This window comes from Candidatus Pelagibacter sp. Uisw_101, from assembly GCF_047727615.1.
GTDB lineage: Bacteria > Pseudomonadota > Alphaproteobacteria > Pelagibacterales > Pelagibacteraceae > Pelagibacter.
This window is the reverse complement of the sequence record NZ_CP159821.1, coordinates 521,196-540,010: the sequence shown is the minus strand read 5'-3', so window position 1 is coordinate 540,010 and position 18,815 is coordinate 521,196. Positions and strand designations below refer to the sequence as shown.

The window sequence follows — 18,815 nt, the reverse complement described above, 5'->3', positions numbered from 1 at the left end:
AATAAGAATTTTCATATGAATAAAATTAATGATTTAGAGATAGAAAAAATTTTTAAACTTGCGATTAATAGTTATCAAAATAAAGATTACTTAACAGCTAAAGATTTTTATAAGGAAATTTTAAATAAAAAGCCAAATCATATAGGTGCACTAAATAATATTGCTACTGTATTTAATGACTTAAATGATATTCCAAGCGCAATAATTTGTTACAAAAAAATAATCAAAATTGAACCTTCTTTTTTTAATGCATATTATAATCTTGGAAATATTTTGTTCTCAATGAAGGATTTTATAAAAGCAAAAGATTATTACAAAAAAGCTACTAATATCAACCCTAATAGTGTTGATGCACAATTCAATCTTGGTGTGGCATACAAAAAATTAGAAGATAATGCAAAAGCAATAAGCTGCTATAAAAAAGTAATTGAAATTAACCCTAATTATGTTCAGGCACATAACAATCTTGGAGTATCATTTAAAGCATTAGGAATTTCAAATAAAGCTATCAACTGTTATGAAAAAGCAATTGATATTGATCCTAATTATGTAGATGCTTACAATAACCTTGGAGTAATTTATCATATTCTAGAAGAAAATTATAAAGCTAAAAAGTATTTTGAAAAAGCAATTAAAATTGATCCTAGTTTCACTCATGCTTACTGGAACCTACAGTCATGTTCATCAAATCTAGATGAATCATTATCTGTACTGCAAAAATTATATAAAATTGACAACACTTATATTAATGCAAAAATTATGATAGGTGCCCTACAAGGTTACAAGGGAAATTTTGATGAATTCAATTCTATACTTGCCTCACCTCATTCACAAAATCCATATGCAAGATCTGTTAAGTGGGTTTTTTCTCTTCCCAAATTACCAAAATTATTTTTTAATAGAATAGATTTTTTTGATGCTGTTATAGAATTAACTGAAAAAAGAAGACCGTTTTATGAATTTGGTGTTTGGAATGGAATTTCTTTTAAACATTTAATTAAAACTTTTAAAAAAGGTTATGGATTTGATACTTTCACAGGAATTCCAGAAGCTTGGCATAACGAACCAAAAGGTAACTATTCTAGCTTTGGGGCAATACCAAAAATTGAAGGAGGAAAATTTATAGTTGGTAAATTTGAAGATACACTTGAAGATTTCTTTTCAGAAAAAAGACCTATAGCTTCATTAATAAATTTTGATGCTGATTTATATTCCTCCACTTTGTGTGCATTAAATAATTCAGATAAAGTAATTGATGAAAAAACAATTTTAATTTTTGATGAATTTATAATAAATGATAAATGGGAAGAAGATGAATATAAAGCCTTAAATGAATTTTGTAATAATAGGGGCTATAGTTACGAGGTAATTGCAGTTTCATTTGTTACTAAACAAGCTGCTGTGAAAATAAATAAAAAAATTAATGATTATAAAAAAAGACTTCTCAATTGAAGAAACTTTTGCTTTAGCCATTCAAAATCAACAGAATAATGACTTTATTGTGGTAGAAAAACTTTACAATGAAATTATTAAAAGAGATCCCAATTATGTTAATGCGCACATTAATTTAGGTATATTACTAATTCAGAATAAAAAATATCATAATGCAAGAATCTGTTTTGAAGAAATATTGTGAAATTATTTTTCTAACAGCTTGGGTTTATACTGTTGTTGTCTAACCAAAAGTTTAACCATCCCTCATTATGTGACGCATCATTTACTGGTTGTATTTTAATACATTCATTTTTTATATTTCTTTCTGCATATAAAATTTGTAATTCATTTGGAACTATTTTATCTTTTAATCCATAGTAATGAATCTGAGGAATATTTTTAATTTTCTTTTCAATTGAATAAAAATTCACTGAATTTTTAAGTCTGCTGATGTTTAATATTTTAGATAATTCATTATGATTTATATTACCTGCAATTGTTCTTATGGATTTGATGCTTTGATTTTCTATACTGCTAAGATACATCGCAATACCAGCTCCACCTGAATAACCAACTAAATGTATTTCTTTATGTTTCCTTGATAAGTGATCAATAATTTCTTTATATGAGTCTAAAACTACTGATGAGTACTGTGCTATAGTCCATATATCTTTATTACAAATATCGCTCCACACGTATTGACATGGTCTTGCAAGATAAATTACATTCTCCCCTTCATCTATCAAAGCCATTTTAAATGCTAAAGGATCTGTTGGAGTTGGATTTGACGAAGGTGTAAACCTATCAACCCAAGATATACCGTCACCTTCTATATATATGGTTAATTTTTTATCATTTTTTATCTTTTCTAATGAAAAAATATTAAAAAATTTAGTTGTGTAAGTGTTTTTCCTAAATTTATTTAAGTTTAACTCTTCAATAAGATTATTTCTTTGATCTGGCGTGGGTTGTGAGCAATTAACTATAAATATAAGGAAAAATAAAAGAATTTTATTCATTGATTAAAAGGGTATCAAAAATAGGGTTTCTCTTTAAACAAAAAAAACCAGCCCTTTTTAGGGGGCTGGTTTATAAAATTTATAAACTTTAAGTTAATTAAAACTTAGAGACTATCTTAATTGCACCATAATGACTTACGTAATCCTCATCTTTATCCTTTGTTCCTTCATAACCAACATTTAATGAAGTCACATCATTACCAAAAGAATAACCTAACCCTAAAGTAGCAGTAAGTTCTTCAATTTCAGACGTAGTTTTAAATGCAGTTCCACCACCTTGATAAGTGTTAGTACTGCTCATATTAGTGTCACCAAACTCATTGTTAACAGCAAATGAAATCATTGGAGTTCCTTTGTCTGTTACCATGTGAGCTTTAAGACCAACTGTTCCAACTAGAGAAGTCACATCATCTTGTGCAACTCTTAGTCTAAGAACGTCACTAGCTGTTGTAGAGGTCTCAGTGTAAGCATCAGTTTTCACGATTGATCCAGTTACACCAACAAAAGGAGTAACAAATGTACCATCAGAAACTTCATTTGGAGCTCCTGTTGAAACTTTTAATGATAATTGTTGACTATCATAATCACCTTTGTAAGTTCTGTTAAGACCAGAAACATTAACCAATCTTGAACTAGCGTTATCATTAATACCATAAGTTAAACTTCCCTCAAGGTATCCAATATCCGTAGATTTATCAGCATAAACTGAGACAGTATAACTATCGATATTATTTTTAGCTTTACCAGTTCCTTTACCATCAATATCAGTTGTTGAGAACGAAGCAGATAAACCAATAGTTTCTCCAGCGTCTGTCTCACCATCAAAACCAATTGCAACACCAGAAGTACTAGTTTCATATCCAAAGACATTTGCTCCAGCGCTTACAGTATTATCTTTATCAACTTCTGAACCGAAAGCTTGAATGAAACCAGAGTTAGCACTCATACCATTACCAGCTGAAACACCAGTAACATAAGCGTCACCAGATCTTAAAGATGCCATTCTGCTAGATACGATAGATTGTACCGTTCCAGTCATAGCTTTTAAACCAGTAATTGCTCCAGCAGATGCGTCCAATTGAGGTGCAGCTTGTTGTGCTAAGTCAGTATCACCTGTAGCAGCTATTCCGTTAGTAGCGTTCAAAGTATTAGTTAATATATCTATTTCTCCAGCAGATCCAGCAAGTAAGGCTGTAGCTATTTGGTGTAGAGCTTTTGCTTCGTTAACTGTTGTGCCAAGTTCAGTTGCAGTAGTAGCAGCAGTTTTTGCTGATGTAGTTACTGTAACGTCATCGGTTTGAGTTAATGTTGCAGTAAAATCAGATATTGCACTATCTCTTAATGCACTGTTTACGTCTGCTACAAGAAGCGCTTCATTATTACTATTCGTTTGAATAGTTGCGAAAAGCTTAAGAGTTTGCCCGGCTATTATATTTGAAGGTATTTTAATGATTGAACTTGCATGTACACTAGCTGCATCTTGATCAGTAGTAACTTCAAACACTTTATCACCATCTGTAAAGGTATCATCTATTTCTAAAATAGCTCCAGTACCAAGAATTACTTCTTCGACAATGTTGTCTTTTAGAGTAATTACTGCTTTAGCGGCAGCACCTGAAACTGAAAAATCAAGAGTATCAGAAGACATTAAAGCGTTTGCACCAAATGTCATACCACCTGATGAGGCGTTTGTAACACTTACAGTACCAGCACCATCAATTAGTGATCCAGCAGCATCACCAACAATTGTTTGTGCAGCTGTACCTGAGAAAAGTGCAGTACCTGTAGCTGTTAAATCGGCAGCACCTACTGTTACATCACCTAAGAAAGTTGCAATTTTTCCATCCGCAGGAGTAATTGCATCAGCTGTAACTGAGCTTTCAAAATCAGCGTCTGTAGTTAAAATTATCGCAGCTAACTCACCAGTAGTACCAACGGCACCTGTAAATCTTATTGCAGTAGCTGCATTAGCTGTTGTGTTAATTGTTAAAGTACCTTGGGCAGCAGTAGTACTATCACCATCAACTGTACCAACTACGACCATATCTTCAACAGCACCAGTAAAGGATAATGTTTGACTGTTTGCAATTGTTACTGCATCAGCAAATACACTGTTTTGAAGAATAGCACCTGCATCAACATCAACTAAACCAATTTTTACAGAAGCACTTGTTCCAATAATACCAGCAACCGTAGCGGCAGTATCAATTTCAACTTCACCAAATCCGTCAGTACCAGCAGTTATATTAGTTGTGATAATATCTGTACCATCTAAAATAACCTTTTGATCTGTTACATTCATTGTCAGTACTGAAGTTGTTCCATCAGCTTTTAAAGCTTTATCACCAAGTGTTACAGTAGTTCCTGCTCCAGTTACATTTATAACGTTTGCATTAAGATCTGCAGCAAAGTCAGCATTAGCACTTACGTTTACAATTTTTGAAAAGACATTACCACTCGCAGTCGCAGCACCTGTAACGTTAACTGTACCCATGTCCGTAGCATCAGCACCAATTGTGCTTGATGTTGTAACTGCGGCAGATAAAGTTAATGTACCATTTCCATCAGCAGCCGCAATAACTGCAGAAGCAACAATTTTACTTGCACCAGAAAGAGTTAAAGCACCTGAACCAATTAAAGTTATAGTAACAGGTTCAATTAATGTAACTGCACCTAAAATATCTAGAGATGAGTCAGTTGCAACAGTAATCAATAACTGGTCATTTGATGTAATAGAAGTAGCATCATTTAAAGTTAATCCACCAGTACCTGTGATAGCAAGAATTGAGTCAGCAGTTGTTGATGCAAGAGCTCCAATTGTCATTGCTGCAGATGCAGTGTTAATTCCTGAGTCTCCAGATGTTAATGTAATTACATCATTTATAGTAATTGCAGTTACTCCGTTAGCATTACCATTACCATCCGCAGCGACAGCAATGTGTGTATTTAATAGAATTACAGCACCCGCTTCTGCAGAGTTATTAATACCTAAAGTTGAACCAGCAACAACTGAAGCTATTGCAAGTGAGTTTAAGGCTTTTTTTGAAAATTTTGTTTTCGAATCAGACACTTTATTTTTAGATAGTGCTGATTGGTTTTTTTTGCTGGTTTTCATATCTTTTCTCCCGTTATACTTAAGTTAACTTTAATGTTTATAAAATTTTATCTCTACTAACTATTACACTAGTGTATAAATAAAATAATATATTTTATTAATAAAATTTAGTTATAAAAAAAAATTATTATATTTTAATATTAAATAGTATAATAAAAATAACAAAAAATACAATTAATATGTATAGATTATGATTAGTATAGCAATCAAGGACTTTCGAGTAGATGTAGTAAAAATATCACAGTATCTAATTAAAATATGGTGTTCCTATAAATTAACGTTAAAGGTATAAAAATGAAAAAAAACTCCAACTATAATGAATCAACATATAAAATAATATTTTTTATACTACTTCTATTCTCTACCTCTGCGGTTTCGAAAGAAGTATTTCCTGATAAATGGACATATGCATGTGATGCAAGAGGAGTTTGTTACATTGGGATAATAAATGAAGTTCCTACGCCTAATGCTAAAAAAAAAAACAAACTTTTGCAACCATGTCTATTCAATTAGCTAGCCAAACAGACAGGCAAATGAATTTAGTGGATGGGGAAGAAAAAACTTACAAGTTAGAAGAAAACAAAAAAAATGTACCAATTATGTTTGTAAATCTACCCCTGAATACTGATTTAAAAAAAAAACCCTTAGTTACAATTGATAAAAAAAATACTGGTTACCTAACGTATACGAAATGTAATAATGAAGAAGGATGTGTCACAAATAGTTTACTTAATGACAATATTATAAAACAATTACGTGATGGTGCTGAAATATCTGTTACATTTGGGCTTACGTCAGGGAAGAATATGACAATTAAATTTCCATTAAAACAATTTTCTAAATCATATAAAAAATTAATAAAATAACTTGTGAAAGATAAAGATTCTCAAAATACAATTAAGCTATTAAAGAATTTGCTTAATCATGATTTAAAATTAATAAATTTTTTTCAGAGTGATTTAACAAAATATAAAATTTTACTGTTAGTAATGATGAGTCATTATAATGATGAAAATAAGACTATTGAAAAGATAATTGACAATTTACCAAAAGATATTTCTTCTAGAGCCCATCAATTAAATTGCGTAACTGATGCAACAGTTAAAGGTTACCTAATAAAAGAAATATCTCAATCGGATATGAGAAAAAAATACCTTAAACCTTCAAAAAAACTTATCATTGAATTTGAAGAATATTTGAATGCATTTTCAAAAAATTAAAAGTATTAAATTTTATTTTATCATTAAATTTCTAATTTTGATCTAAATCTTTCGTACATTAGTCTAGTTCGAATACCTAAATTAAGAAAAGGTTGTGGGGGTAACCAGGTAGGTTTATCTCTACTTTCAATAGTATTTATTTCATCGGTATTTTCATTGCTTGCTTTAATTGCAATTTGTTCTCCAAATAAAGTGCCTACACCAATTCCAGATCCATTATAACAACCAGCTACAAAAACATTATTTGTTATTTTTTCAAAGATTTGAGAACTATTTCTAGTTCTTGAAACTATACCTGACCAGCTAGATTCTACAATCTGACTTGGAAGACTTGGAAATCTTTTTTTTATTCCAATCTTTTGAATTAAAGATCGTTTTTTTAATTCATTTTCTGACATTTTAAATGGACAATATACTTCAGCAGTATTCCTAATTAAGATTCTTTTATCTTTTGTCATTCTAACGGTTGCACCCATGGGTCTAACCGGTAGTACACCCCACTCTTTTGGTTCTCCAATAGATTTGAATTCATCATTGGTTAGTGGTTTTGTCATGCTGGCTGTCAATGTTAACGGAAAATTATAATTACTCTTGATACCTAATGACCCTAAAAAACCATTAGTACAAAAAATAATATTCTTTGTAGTTATTTTATTATTTTTAAATTTACAGTAAATCGTATCTAATATTTTTTTCCACTCTAACATTTGGGATTGCTCAATTAACTCTACATTATATGGCAACGTATCAATCATTCCTCTAACTAGCTTTCCGGGGTGTAATAAAATACCACCTTTTGTATATAGTGCTAGACTGTAAAAATTTGTTCCTAATTTTTTACTTAATTCTTCTTTATTGAATAAATTATTTTCAAATCCTAATTTTGAAAGTGTGTTACTAAAATTAATTAATTTTTTTTGATCTTTATTGTTTGATGTAGCAAAATATTTGCCCGCTTCATTCCAATCACAGTCTACTTGGTATTCCTTGATAAACTTTTTTACTGCATCAATGCCTAATTTATAAATATCTATTTTTTTTTTATAATTAGATAATTTTTTATTTGATGTAAAACCATCATTAAGAGTTGTGTCAACTAAGTATCCTGAATTCCTTCCACTAGCGCCCTCTCCTGCTAATTGTGCATCAACAATAATAATTTTTTGACCTGGATGTATTTCAGAAAGTTTTCTAGCAGCAGACAGACCTGTATAGCCAGCTCCAACAATTAGCCAGTCACAAGACTTATCTTTACTTAAATTTTTTATATTAGATCTTTTATCAAGATCATTTATCCAGCTACAATTATTATCGTTAATTATATTCACAAACCTTATCTTTTATTGTTGATTTTTCTGCTACCAAAAAGATAAGTATTATTTATTCTACGACCTTCATACTCATCTTTAAAATCTATTTCATCTGTTTCATGAAAATAAGCTGAATTAAATAAAACAGCTCTGTTATGTTTATGCGGTATGTTGGTGCACTTTGCATCATTTTCTTTTAAAAATTGATAAACATTTTTTTTACCAGAATTATAATCTTGAAAGGTCCAATGGTCTGGTGCGGGTGCATCATAAACTTTTAGCCCTCCACCATTTTTATTATTATTATATTCATCAGGCGTTATCCAAAAATTAAGATTGTGCAGCGCAAAATCTGCGTGAATATTTATTCCTTTACCAAGTGTTGAATCGTATTTAAACCCCCAAAATTTTCCTAATTCATGTGGGCCAAATAATTTGGGTAACTTTTGCTGAAGTTCAACTGCAATTTGTAAATGTATTGGGCTAATGAATCCACCACTTGAAAAAGCACCAAGATAATTGTTGTTATATTCCTCATTCCAAACTTTAGATATTAGACAAAACTCACGAAGTTCTATCAACGCTTCATCTGATAAAAAATCATCAATATACATTATTTGATTAGAACTATTAAAATACTCATCCTCAACATCTTGCCAATTTTTATTAGGGTTAATACAGCTTCCAGAAATTGTTTTTGGTTTGTATGTAAAATCTGATTTATAGAATGGTAAAAGTGTATCTGCTTCATCTAATGTCAATAATATTTCTTTATTCTCATTGTTTTGATTTTCTTGACGGCCTAAAATTTCATCTCCAACTTTTTGAAATTGATCAACACCATCTATTTTATAATTCTTTGCAATAAGGTATTTTGCTTGTTGAACGTCATGTTTAAGTCGAAAAAAAGATATACTTTGATTAATAAATTTTAATTGTTCCTTTTGCTTTTTTAAAACTTTGTAGCTTGAACTGATAGCTTTATCAAAGTCATTCAATGTACTAATTATTGAACCTGAAATGTTTTCTAAAGAACTAATTAAATTTGGATCAATTGTGATTGCTTTTTTAAAGCACTCTATTGCTTTTTGATGCTCTCCTAAGTTTTGCAGTGTAACACCAAGATTATTATGAGCATTTGCAAAATTAGGGTCAATTGTGATTGCTTTTTCAAAGCACTGTATTGCCTTTTGATGATCACCTAATTCTTTAAGGATAACACCAAGGTTACTATGTGCCTCTGTATAATTAGGATTAATCTTTATTGCTTTTCTATAAGAGTTTATTCCTAGTGAATATTCCCCAAGATCAATAAGTAATATACCAAGATTAAGATGTGCTTCTGGATAGTTAGGATCAATTGTGATTGCTTTTTCAAAGTACTTTTTTGCTTTTTGACCTTCACCTGATTCTTTCAACAGCATACCAAGGTTATTATGAGCATTTAAATTATTAGGATCAATTATAATTGCTTTTTTATAATACTCTGATGCTTTATGAGGTTCTCCTAAGCTTTGAAATATAATTCCAAGGTTGTTATGGGCATTTAAATTATTAGGATCAAGCACAATAGTTTTTTTGAAATATTCTTTTGCTTTTTGATATTCTCCTAATTTTTTAAATAAAATACCAAGGTTGTTATGGGCATTTAAATTATTAGGATCAATCGTGATTGCTTTTTCATAATGCTCTTTTGCTTTTTGATATTCTCCTAATTTTTTAAATAAAATACCAAGGTTACTATGTGCCGATACAAAATTAGGATCAATCGTGATTGCTTTTTCATAATGCTCTTTTGCTTTCTGGTGTTCACTTAATTCAAAATATAACGCACCTAAATTATTATGAGCATCTGTGAACTTAGGTTCAATTTCAATTGCTTTTTCATAATACTTTTTTGCTTTTTGATATTCACGTAACACTTTGAATGCACTGCCAAGGTTATTTAGTGAACCTAAATGATTAGGGACAATTTTTAACACCTCATTGTAAAGATCTTGAGCGACTTGAAGATTATTTTTTTGTTGATTCTGAACTGCTAAGGCAAATATTTCTTTAAAATTTAAGTTTTCGTTTTTATCCATTTTATTTTATTTGTTCAACTAATCTATTTCCAAAGAGGTAAGTATTATTTATTCTTCGCCCTTCATATTCATCTTTAAAATCTATTTCATCTGTTTCATGAAAATAAGCTGAATTAAATAAAACAGCTCTGTTACATTTATGAGGTACATTTACACAGTTAGCATCATTTTCTTTTAAAAATTCATAAATTTTATCTGTCCTTTCAGTAAAATCTTTAAAGGTCCAATGGTCTGGTGCGGGTGCATCATAAACTTTTAGCCCTCCACCATTTTTATTATTATTATATTCATCAGGCGTTATCCAAAAATTTAAATTGTGTTTTGCAAAATCTCTATGAATATTTATTCCCTCACCAAGTGTTGAATCATATTTAATACCCCAAAATCCCTCTAATTTATGTGGTCCAAACAATTTGGGTAACTTTTGTTGAAGTTCAGTTGCAATCTGTAAATGTATTGGACTGATAAAACCTTGTTCTCCAAAAGCACCAAGGTATTTATTTGGATATTCTTTATTCCAAACTTTAGATATTAGACAAAACTCACGAAGTTCTATCAACGCTTCATCTGATAAAAAATCATCAATATACATTATTTGATTAGAACTATTAAAATACTCATCCTCAACATCTTGCCAATTTTTATTAGGGTTAATACAGCTTCCTAAAATTGTTTTTGGTTTGTATGTAAAATCTGATTTAAAAAAAGGCAAAAGTGAACTTATTTCATTTGGTGTGAATACTATTTTTTTTCCAGAGTCTTTATTTTCTTTACGACTTAAAATTTCATCACCAACTTTTTGAAATTGATCAATTCCATCTATTTTATAATTCTTTGCAATAAGGTATTTTGCTTGTTGAACGTCATGTTTAAGACGAAACAAGGATACTCCTTGATTGGTAATTTTAAACTCATCTTTTGTCATTTTTAAAGATTTATGACTTGAGTTGATAGTTTTATCAAAATCATCTAATATATTAATTAATGTAATTGAAAAATTTTTTATAAAAGCAGTTGAATTAGGATTAATTTTAATCGCTTTTTCAAAACATTCTTTTGCTTTTTGATGTTCACCTAATAACTGGAGAACAGTTCCAAGTTTGTTGTGTGTTGCTGGATTATGAGGATCAATTTCTGTTGTTTTTTCATAACAACTTTTTGCTTTATTATTCATATCCAAATCTTTAAACACTACAGCAAGATTATTAAATGCATCTATAAAGTTTGGGTCAATTTCTATTGCTTTTTCAAAATAATTTATTGCTTTTTGATGTTCGTTCATCACTCTAAAAACATTACCTAGGTTATTAAGTGCCTGTGTGCTGTTAGGGTTAATTGTAATTACTTTTTCATAACAATCCTTTGATTTATTAAAATCACCCAATGAATCAAAAGCTACACCAAGATTATTTAGTGAGCCTAAATGATTAGGGTCAATCTTTAAAATTTGATTGTAAAGATCTTGCGCAGCTTGAATATCATTTTTTTGATGATTTAGAGTTGCTAATGCAAAAGTTTTTTTAATATCCATCTTATTTTATTTGTTCAACCAATCTATTTCCAAAGAGATAAGTATTATTTATTCTACGACCTTCATATTCATCTTTAAAATCTATTTCATCTGTTTCATGAAAATAAGCTGAATTAAATAAAACAGCTCTGTTATATTTATGCGGTATGTTGGTGCACTTTGCATCATTTTCTTTTAAAAATTTATAAATTTTATCTGGCCTTGCATTATAATCTTGAAAGGTCCAATGGTCTGGTGCGGGTGCATCATAAACTTTTAGCCCTCCACCATTTTTATTATTATTATATTCATCAGGCGTTATCCAAAAATTAAGATTGTGCAGCGCAAAATCTGCGTGAATATTTATTCCTTTACCAAGTGTTGAATCGTATTTAAATCCCCAAAATTGACCTAATTTATGTGGGCCAAATAATTTGGGTAACTTTTGCTGAAGTTCAATTGCAATTTGTAAATGCATTGGGCTAATAAATCCAGATTCAGAATATGCTCCAAGGAAAGGGTTATAATATTCTTTATTCCAAACTTTAGATACTAAGCAAAACTCACGAAGTTCTATCAACGCTTCATCTGATAAAAAATCATCAATATACATTATTTGATTAGAACTATTAAAATACTCATCCTCAACATCTTGCCAATTTTTATTAGGGTTAATACAGCTTCCAGAAATTGTTTTTGGTTTGTATGTAAAATCTGATTTATAGAAAGGTAGTAGTGCGTTGATCTCATCTGAAGTCAATAATATTTTCTTATCATAATTATTTTTACCTTCATTATTTTCTTTACGGCCTAAAATTTTATCTCCAACTTTTTGAAATTGATCAACACCATCTATTTTATAATTCTTTGCAATAAGGTATTTTGCTTGCTGAACATCGTGCTTAAGACGAAACAAGGATATACTTTGATTAATAAATTTAAACTCGTCTTTTTCCATTTTTAAACTTTTGTAGCTCGAACTGATAGCTTTCTCAAAATCATTCAGTTCTCTGATATAAGCAAGTGAGATATTTTTTTGAGCTTCAACTAAATTAGGATCAATTGTAATTGCTTTTTCGAAGCACTCTTTTGCTTTTTGATGCTCTCCTAAGTTTTGAAATATAATTCCAAGATTATTATGAGCATTTGCAAAATTAGGATCAATTGTGATTGCTTTTTCGAAGCACTCTATTGCCTTATGATAATCTTCAAGTTCTTTAAATATTATGCCAAGGTTATTATGAGCATCTATAAAATTAGGATTAGTCTTAATTGCTTTTTTAAAACACTCTTTTGCTTTTTGATGTTCTCTCAGTTCTTTAAATATTATGCCAAGGTTATTATGAGCAACTATATTATTAGGATCAATTACAATGGTTTTTTCAAGACACTCTTTTGCCTTTTGATTTTCTTTTAAATCAACAAATATTATACCCAGATTAAGATATGCTTCTGGATAGTTAGGATTAATTGTAATTGCTTTTTCAAAACACTTTTTTGCTTTTAGACTTTCATCTAATTCTTTAAGTGCAGCACCAAGGTTATTATGAGCATTTGCAAAATTAGGATTAATTGTGATTGCTTTTTCAAAACACTCTTTTGCTTTTAAACTTTCACCTAAGCCTTGAAATATAACTCCAAGATTATTGTGAGCATCTATATGATTAAGGTCAATCTTTAAAATTTTTTTGTATAGATCTTGAGCGACTTGAATATTTTTTTTTTGATGATTTAGAACCGCTAATGCAAAAGTTTTTTTTATATCCATCTTATTTTTTTTTACGCAATCTGTGACCAAAAAGATAAGTATTATTTATTCTTCGCCCTTCATATTCATCTTTAAAATCTATTTCATCTGTTTCATGGAAATAAGCTGAATTAAATAAAACAGCTCTGTTACATTTATGAGGTACATTTACACAGTTAGCATCATTTTCTTTTAAGAATTTATAAACCGTTTCTTTTGCACCAGAATTATAATCTTGAAAGGTCCAATAGTCTGGTGCAGGTGCATCATAAACTTTTAGCCCTCCGCCATTTTTATTATTATTATATTCATCAGGTGTTATCCAAAAATTTAAATTGTGAAGAGCATAATCAGCATGAATATTAATTCCTTTACCAAGAGTTGAATCATATTTAAAACCCCAAAATCCGCCCACATCATGTGGTCCAAACAATTTAGGTAACTTCTGTTTTAGTTCAACTGCAATTTGTAAATATATTGGGTTAACAAAACCTTCTTCTGAAAAAGAGCCAAGATATTTATTGTTATATTCTTTGTTCCAAACTTTGGATATTAGGCAAAACTCACGAAGTTCTATCAACGCTTCATCTGATAAAAAATCATCAATATACATTATTTGATTAGAGCTATCAAAATACTCATCTTCAACATCTTGCCAATTTTTATTAGGGTTAATACAGCTACCAGAGATTTTTTTTGGTTTGTATGTAAAATCTGATTTATAAAATGGTAAAAGTGAACTTATTTCATCTGATGTCAATAATATTTCTTTATTGTCATTGTTTTGATGTTCTTGACGGCCTAAAATTTCATCACCCACTTTTTGAAATTGATCAACACCATCTATTTTATAATCCTTAGTAATAAGGTATTTTGCTTGTTGAACGTCATGTTTAAGTCGAAAAAAAGATATACTTTGATTAATAAATTTTAATTTTTCATGTTGTATTTTTAAAGTTTTGCAACTTAAATTGATTATTTCATCAAAATTATCTAATTTATTAATCTTCACAATTATAAGATTGTTTAAAAAATCTTTATTGTCAGAGTCTATATTGATCGCTTTCTCATAACATTCTTTTGCTTTATTAGATTCACCCAAATTTTGAAATATAATTCCAAGGTTGTTATGTGCTTTTGCATAATTGGGGTTAATTACTATTGCTTTTTCAAAACATTTCTTTGCTTTTTGATAATATTCTAGTTTTTGAAAAGTCACACCAAGATTATAATGTACATCTAAAAAGTTAGAATCTACAACAATTGCTTTTTCATAACATTTTATAGCTTTTTTATATTCGTTTAAATCATGAAATATAATTCCAAGATTGTTATGTGCTTTTGCAAAATTAGGATCAATTGTGATTGCTTTTTCAAAGCACTCTATTGCCTTTTGATGATTACCTAATTTATAAAATGTACTACCAAGGTTATTTAAGCCACTTACAAAATTAGGATCAATTGTGATTGCTTTTTCAAGATAATCTTTTGCTTTTTGATATTCTTCCATATCTACATATATTGATCCAAGGTTATTAAGTGCATTTACATTGTCAGGGTCAACTTCAATTGTCTTTTCATAACAAATTATTGCTTTTGGCAGGTTTTTAAAGCCTTTATAAATTACACCTAGGTTGTTATGTGCGTCTGCGAAACTAGGATTAATTTCAATTGCTTTTTCAAAAAAGGCTTTTGCTTTTTGATATTCGCCAAGCTCTCTATGAACACTTCCAAGATTATTTAATGAACCTAAGTGATTGGGATCTGTTTTTAAAATCTGATTGTAAAAATCTTGAGCAGTTTGAAAATTATTTTTTTGGTGATACTCGACTGCTAGTGTAAAAATCTCATTTATGTTTAAATCTTTATTTGTATTCATTTATTCCACTACTTTATAAGAGGTAATACTTTTTTTTAAATTAACTTATTTTAAACTTTATAATGAACAAACATTTATCATTGTCATTATATTTTGACTATAGTTAAGAATCATTTAGATGAGACCATAAAAATTAACACCTATCATCACCCTATCTTTTTTTCCATTATATGTTGCTGAATGACTTCGACCAGCAGGAATAATTGTTATCATTCCATTGGTCGGTAAAATTTCTTCAAAAGGGTTTTTGAGTTTAAAAACTCCTGGATTTTCACAGTTTTGATCTCCAACTGAAAGATAATACTGAAGACTATATTTTTGATTTATTAAATTATTATTCACATCAAAATTACCTAAATGAGAGTGATAATTTGAGCCACTGTTAGCACTTAAAATATTCAAAAAAGAATCCATTATAAAAACATCTGATCCAACAGCGTGGCACATGATCTTAATTAAATCTTTTTCTACAGCTTTTAGAGAAAGATAATCATTTTCAAACAAGTTGAAATTTGAGACTTTACCACTTCCAAAGAAAGGTCCTGTATCCTTTTTACTTATCTCTGTAAATTTTATCTTATACAAATCTTTGATAAGATCTGTTTCTACAGCTCTATTTGAGACAAATGTATTAAGTTTTAAAGTTTTTTGAGTATCTTGTTTTTTTATACTGTTTTGATTGGTTATTTTTTGTTGATCAATTTTAAATAATAATTCCTTATATTTTAAAATAGATTTTAAATTAACATGAGCATTGACAAAATTTGGGTTGAGTTTTATGGCTTTTTTACAGCTTGTCTCAGCCTCATCTAATCTACCAAGTTCACGTAGCGTAATGCTCAAGTTGTTATGAGCATCAGTATAATTTGTCTTAAGTTCTATTGCTTTTCTATAATTTATTTCAGCCTCATCTAGTCTTGTAAGTTTTTTAAGTATATTGCCTAAATTATTATATGCTTCAGCAAAGTCTGGTTTAAGTTCTATTACTTTTTTATAGCTTTCTTCAGATTCTTCTAATCTTCCAAGTTTATTTAGTGTGATACCTAAGTTAAAATAAATTTTAGCAGAATTAACTTTCTGCTTGATAGCTTCTCTGTAGCAAGATTCAGCTTCTTCAAATTGTTTTTCATTAATCAGAGCTGTAGTATAACTAACCCAAAATTGTTCAATACTAGGATTAGTTTCAACTGCAATTTTTAATAATGGTATTGCTTCTGCAGATTTATTTTGTGAAATTTTTATTAGTCCTAAATTATGATTGGCGTCTATTTGTGTTGGTTCAGTTTCTAATATTTTTTTATAAAGTTTTTCAGCTTCTTCAAGTTCACCTTCTTGATGAGCGGTAATAGCTTCTTGAAATAATTGATTAACTATTAATTTTAATGTCATTTAAATCTATTTTATTTTTAAATCTTTTATACATAACCGAATATGCAACTTCTAGATTTCTTGTATATAAAGCAGCATCATATAGTGTTGTTTTATTTAAATTGTTAACCAACTTGTCTTTAATAATTTTCATTTTTTCTGGGTTTTTTGCTAAGGCGATAGCTAATGATTCGTATTGATCTTGTGATGTGGTAATCAACTCAGGTAATCTAACTGCATTAAGCAAGCTAGCTGCTACCCTACCAGCAAAAGAATCACCGATACAAGTCAATACAGGTAATCCCATTCTTAGAGCATCGCTTGCTGTGGTATGAGCATTGTAAGGAAGTGTATCAATAAAAAGATCAGCTAATTGTATTCTTTTTAAATGTTCTTCATTTGGGATATAGTTGGCAAAAATTAATCTATCTTCATTAATTCCTAATTTTACCGCTTCTTTTTTTAAATTTTTAGCAGCATTAATATTGTTAACTAATAGCCATAAGACACTGCCATCAGTTGCTTTAAGTATTCTCATCCACCCAGCAAAAGTAAGAGGAGTAATTTTGTATTGATTATTAAAACAGCAAAATACGAAACCTCTATTAGGTAGTCCTACATCTTGACGTGTTAGTGAACTTTTAAAAGCACTTTTCTTAGATACATTGGGTTGATAACTGTTTGGCATATAAACAATTTTTTCTGAATAATCCTTTTCTTTTTCCTTAAGAATAAGTGTGCGATCTGCAATCAAATAATCTAAATAGTCTACCGCCATTGTTCCTGGATATCCTAAATAACTAACTTGTATTGGTGCTGTTGACATTGCAAATATGCCCTGCCTATTCATTCCTGTAAAGCCTTTCAAATCTATGGCAATATCAATCTCTAAAGATCTTACAAGTTTTACCACATCATAATCTGACATCGTTCGAACATCATGAAAATAATCAACACCTTCTTTAATCCGAATATTAAATTTATCATTAGTATCTAAACCAAACGAAAATGCATGAATTTCAAATTTTTTTCTATCGTGGTTTTCATAAAGCTCTGCAGTAAGATATGAAGTAGGATGATTCCAAAAATCAGCAGAAAAATACCCTATCTTAATTTTTTCATGGTCGTGATATTGAGGTATTCGTGGAAAAATATTAGACCTAGGAAATTTGTCATTAGAATATATTTCTGCTGCTTTTTTATGGATGCTTGGATCATCAATCAATGAGAGTAAAGCGAATGGTGTTGAGGCTTTTTCTCCATTATTAATTTTTTTTGTCAACATGTTGATATTTTTTGGTAAATCATCCCAGATACAAAAATTCATTTTTAGATGTATCAAGGCACCCAATAGATAATCTAAGTCAGGTTTTAATTGATAGGCGTATTTATAATTTGATAGTGAGTCGTCTATTCTTCCTAAAGATTTTTGCACTTCACCTAAATTGCTAAGTGCTTCTGCATAATCTACTTTATATTCTATTGCCTTTTTATAGCTTGCTTCAGCGTCATCAAATTTACCGAGGTCTTTCAAGATAACTCCTAAATTGTTGTGAGCTTCAACGAATTTTGGTTTAAGCATTATTGCTTTTTTATAACTCTCTACAGCTTCATCAGTTCTACCAAGAGCTTGCAGTGTTGCACCTAAATTGTAATAAGCCTCAACAAATTCAGGTTTGAGTGTTATTGCTTTTTTATAGCTTAATTCAGCTTCTTTAAATTTTCCAATTTCATTTAATATAAAACCTAAATTAAAATGAATTGTAACAAAGTTAGGTTTAAATTTTATCGCTTTTCTGGATATTGCCTCAGCTTCTTTAAATTTTTTTTCTCTAATTAAGGTATTGCTATAACTATACCAATATTGTTCAATGCTAGGGTTGCTTTCAACAGCAATTTTAAATAATAACAGCGCATCAGCTGATTTGTTTAATAAAACTTTAAGAACACCTAAGTTATGATTGGCGTCTGGATGTGTTGGTTGAGTTTCTAATATTTTTTGATAAAGATGATCTGCCTCTTCAAGCCTACCTTCTTGATGGGCAGTAATAGCTCGTTGTAATGTTTGGTCTGTAATCATTTTTATTAATACATTATGATCAAATCAATTAATAATCATTGTAAATATT

General features: G+C 29.6%; 14 protein-coding genes. 5 read left to right on the top strand and 9 right to left on the bottom strand.

Features of this window, described 5'->3' with window-relative positions; all coding sequences use genetic code 11:
• Positions 1-15 precede the first annotated feature (15 nt).
• On the top strand, positions 16-1,452 hold the full coding sequence (locus tag ABXT48_RS02710; RefSeq protein WP_415303256.1) for a tetratricopeptide repeat protein: 1,437 nt from the start codon (positions 16-18) through the stop codon (positions 1,450-1,452).
• Positions 1,424-1,636: a tetratricopeptide repeat protein gene (locus tag ABXT48_RS02705; protein ID WP_415303255.1), complete on the top strand. Its 213-nt coding sequence runs from the start codon at positions 1,424-1,426 to the stop codon at positions 1,634-1,636. The genes ABXT48_RS02710 and ABXT48_RS02705 overlap by 29 nt, the downstream gene beginning before the upstream one ends.
• Before the next feature lie 10 nt (positions 1,637-1,646).
• On the opposite strand, the gene ABXT48_RS02700 is transcribed toward ABXT48_RS02705, so the two are convergent.
• Complete coding sequence (locus ABXT48_RS02700; protein ID WP_415303253.1) at positions 1,647-2,453, bottom strand: hypothetical protein; 807 nt, start codon at positions 2,451-2,453, stop codon at positions 1,647-1,649.
• 97 nt (positions 2,454-2,550) lie between these two features.
• Positions 2,551-5,568: an autotransporter domain-containing protein gene (locus ABXT48_RS02695; protein WP_415303251.1), complete on the bottom strand. Its 3,018-nt coding sequence runs from the start codon at positions 5,566-5,568 to the stop codon at positions 2,551-2,553.
• A 294-nt stretch (positions 5,569-5,862) separates the two neighbouring features.
• Between ABXT48_RS02695 and ABXT48_RS02690 the strand changes: the two genes are divergently transcribed.
• From ABXT48_RS02690 to ABXT48_RS02680, 3 genes are read left to right on the top strand one after another with little or no spacing between them, the layout of a single operon-like run.
• Positions 5,863-6,081 (top strand): hypothetical protein, encoded by a 219-nt coding sequence (locus tag ABXT48_RS02690; protein ID WP_415303249.1) that lies wholly within the window; start codon positions 5,863-5,865, stop codon positions 6,079-6,081.
• Positions 6,066-6,434 carry an invasion associated locus B family protein gene (locus ABXT48_RS02685; RefSeq protein WP_415303247.1) on the top strand — a complete coding sequence of 123 codons (369 nt, stop codon included), beginning with the start codon at positions 6,066-6,068 and terminating at the stop codon, positions 6,432-6,434. The genes ABXT48_RS02690 and ABXT48_RS02685 overlap by 16 nt, the downstream gene beginning before the upstream one ends.
• Before the next feature lie 3 nt (positions 6,435-6,437).
• Entirely contained in the window at positions 6,438-6,788 is a 351-nt protein-coding gene (locus ABXT48_RS02680; RefSeq protein ID WP_415303245.1) for a hypothetical protein, read from the top strand.
• A 23-nt stretch (positions 6,789-6,811) separates the two neighbouring features.
• Here ABXT48_RS02680 and ABXT48_RS02675 read toward each other — a convergent pair whose 3' ends face one another.
• The 7 genes from ABXT48_RS02675 to ABXT48_RS02645 form a co-directional block, all read right to left on the bottom strand.
• Positions 6,812-8,116, bottom strand: a complete 1,305-nt coding sequence (locus tag ABXT48_RS02675) for an NAD(P)/FAD-dependent oxidoreductase (RefSeq protein ID WP_415303243.1) — start codon at positions 8,114-8,116, stop codon at positions 6,812-6,814.
• A gap of 5 nt (positions 8,117-8,121) precedes the next feature.
• Complete coding sequence (locus ABXT48_RS02670) at positions 8,122-10,182, bottom strand: tetratricopeptide repeat protein (RefSeq protein ID WP_415303241.1); 2,061 nt, start codon at positions 10,180-10,182, stop codon at positions 8,122-8,124.
• Position 10,183: 1 nt separating this feature from the next.
• A complete protein-coding gene (locus ABXT48_RS02665; protein ID WP_415303239.1) occupies positions 10,184-11,713 on the bottom strand; it encodes a tetratricopeptide repeat protein in 1,530 nt (509 codons plus the stop codon).
• Between the two features lies 1 nt (position 11,714).
• The gene (locus ABXT48_RS02660; protein ID WP_415303237.1) at positions 11,715-13,460 is read right to left on the bottom strand and encodes a tetratricopeptide repeat protein; all 1,746 of its coding nucleotides are present in this window, start codon (positions 13,458-13,460) and stop codon (positions 11,715-11,717) included.
• Position 13,461: 1 nt separating this feature from the next.
• Positions 13,462-15,318 carry a tetratricopeptide repeat protein gene (locus ABXT48_RS02655; protein WP_415303235.1) on the bottom strand — a complete coding sequence of 619 codons (1,857 nt, stop codon included), beginning with the start codon at positions 15,316-15,318 and terminating at the stop codon, positions 13,462-13,464.
• A gap of 114 nt (positions 15,319-15,432) precedes the next feature.
• A complete protein-coding gene (locus tag ABXT48_RS02650) occupies positions 15,433-16,707 on the bottom strand; it encodes a tetratricopeptide repeat protein (protein ID WP_415303233.1) in 1,275 nt (424 codons plus the stop codon).
• A complete protein-coding gene (locus tag ABXT48_RS02645; RefSeq protein ID WP_415303232.1) occupies positions 16,685-18,766 on the bottom strand; it encodes a tetratricopeptide repeat protein in 2,082 nt (693 codons plus the stop codon). Before ABXT48_RS02645 ends, ABXT48_RS02650 begins: the two co-directional genes overlap by 23 nt.
• Positions 18,767-18,815: the final 49 nt, after the last annotated feature.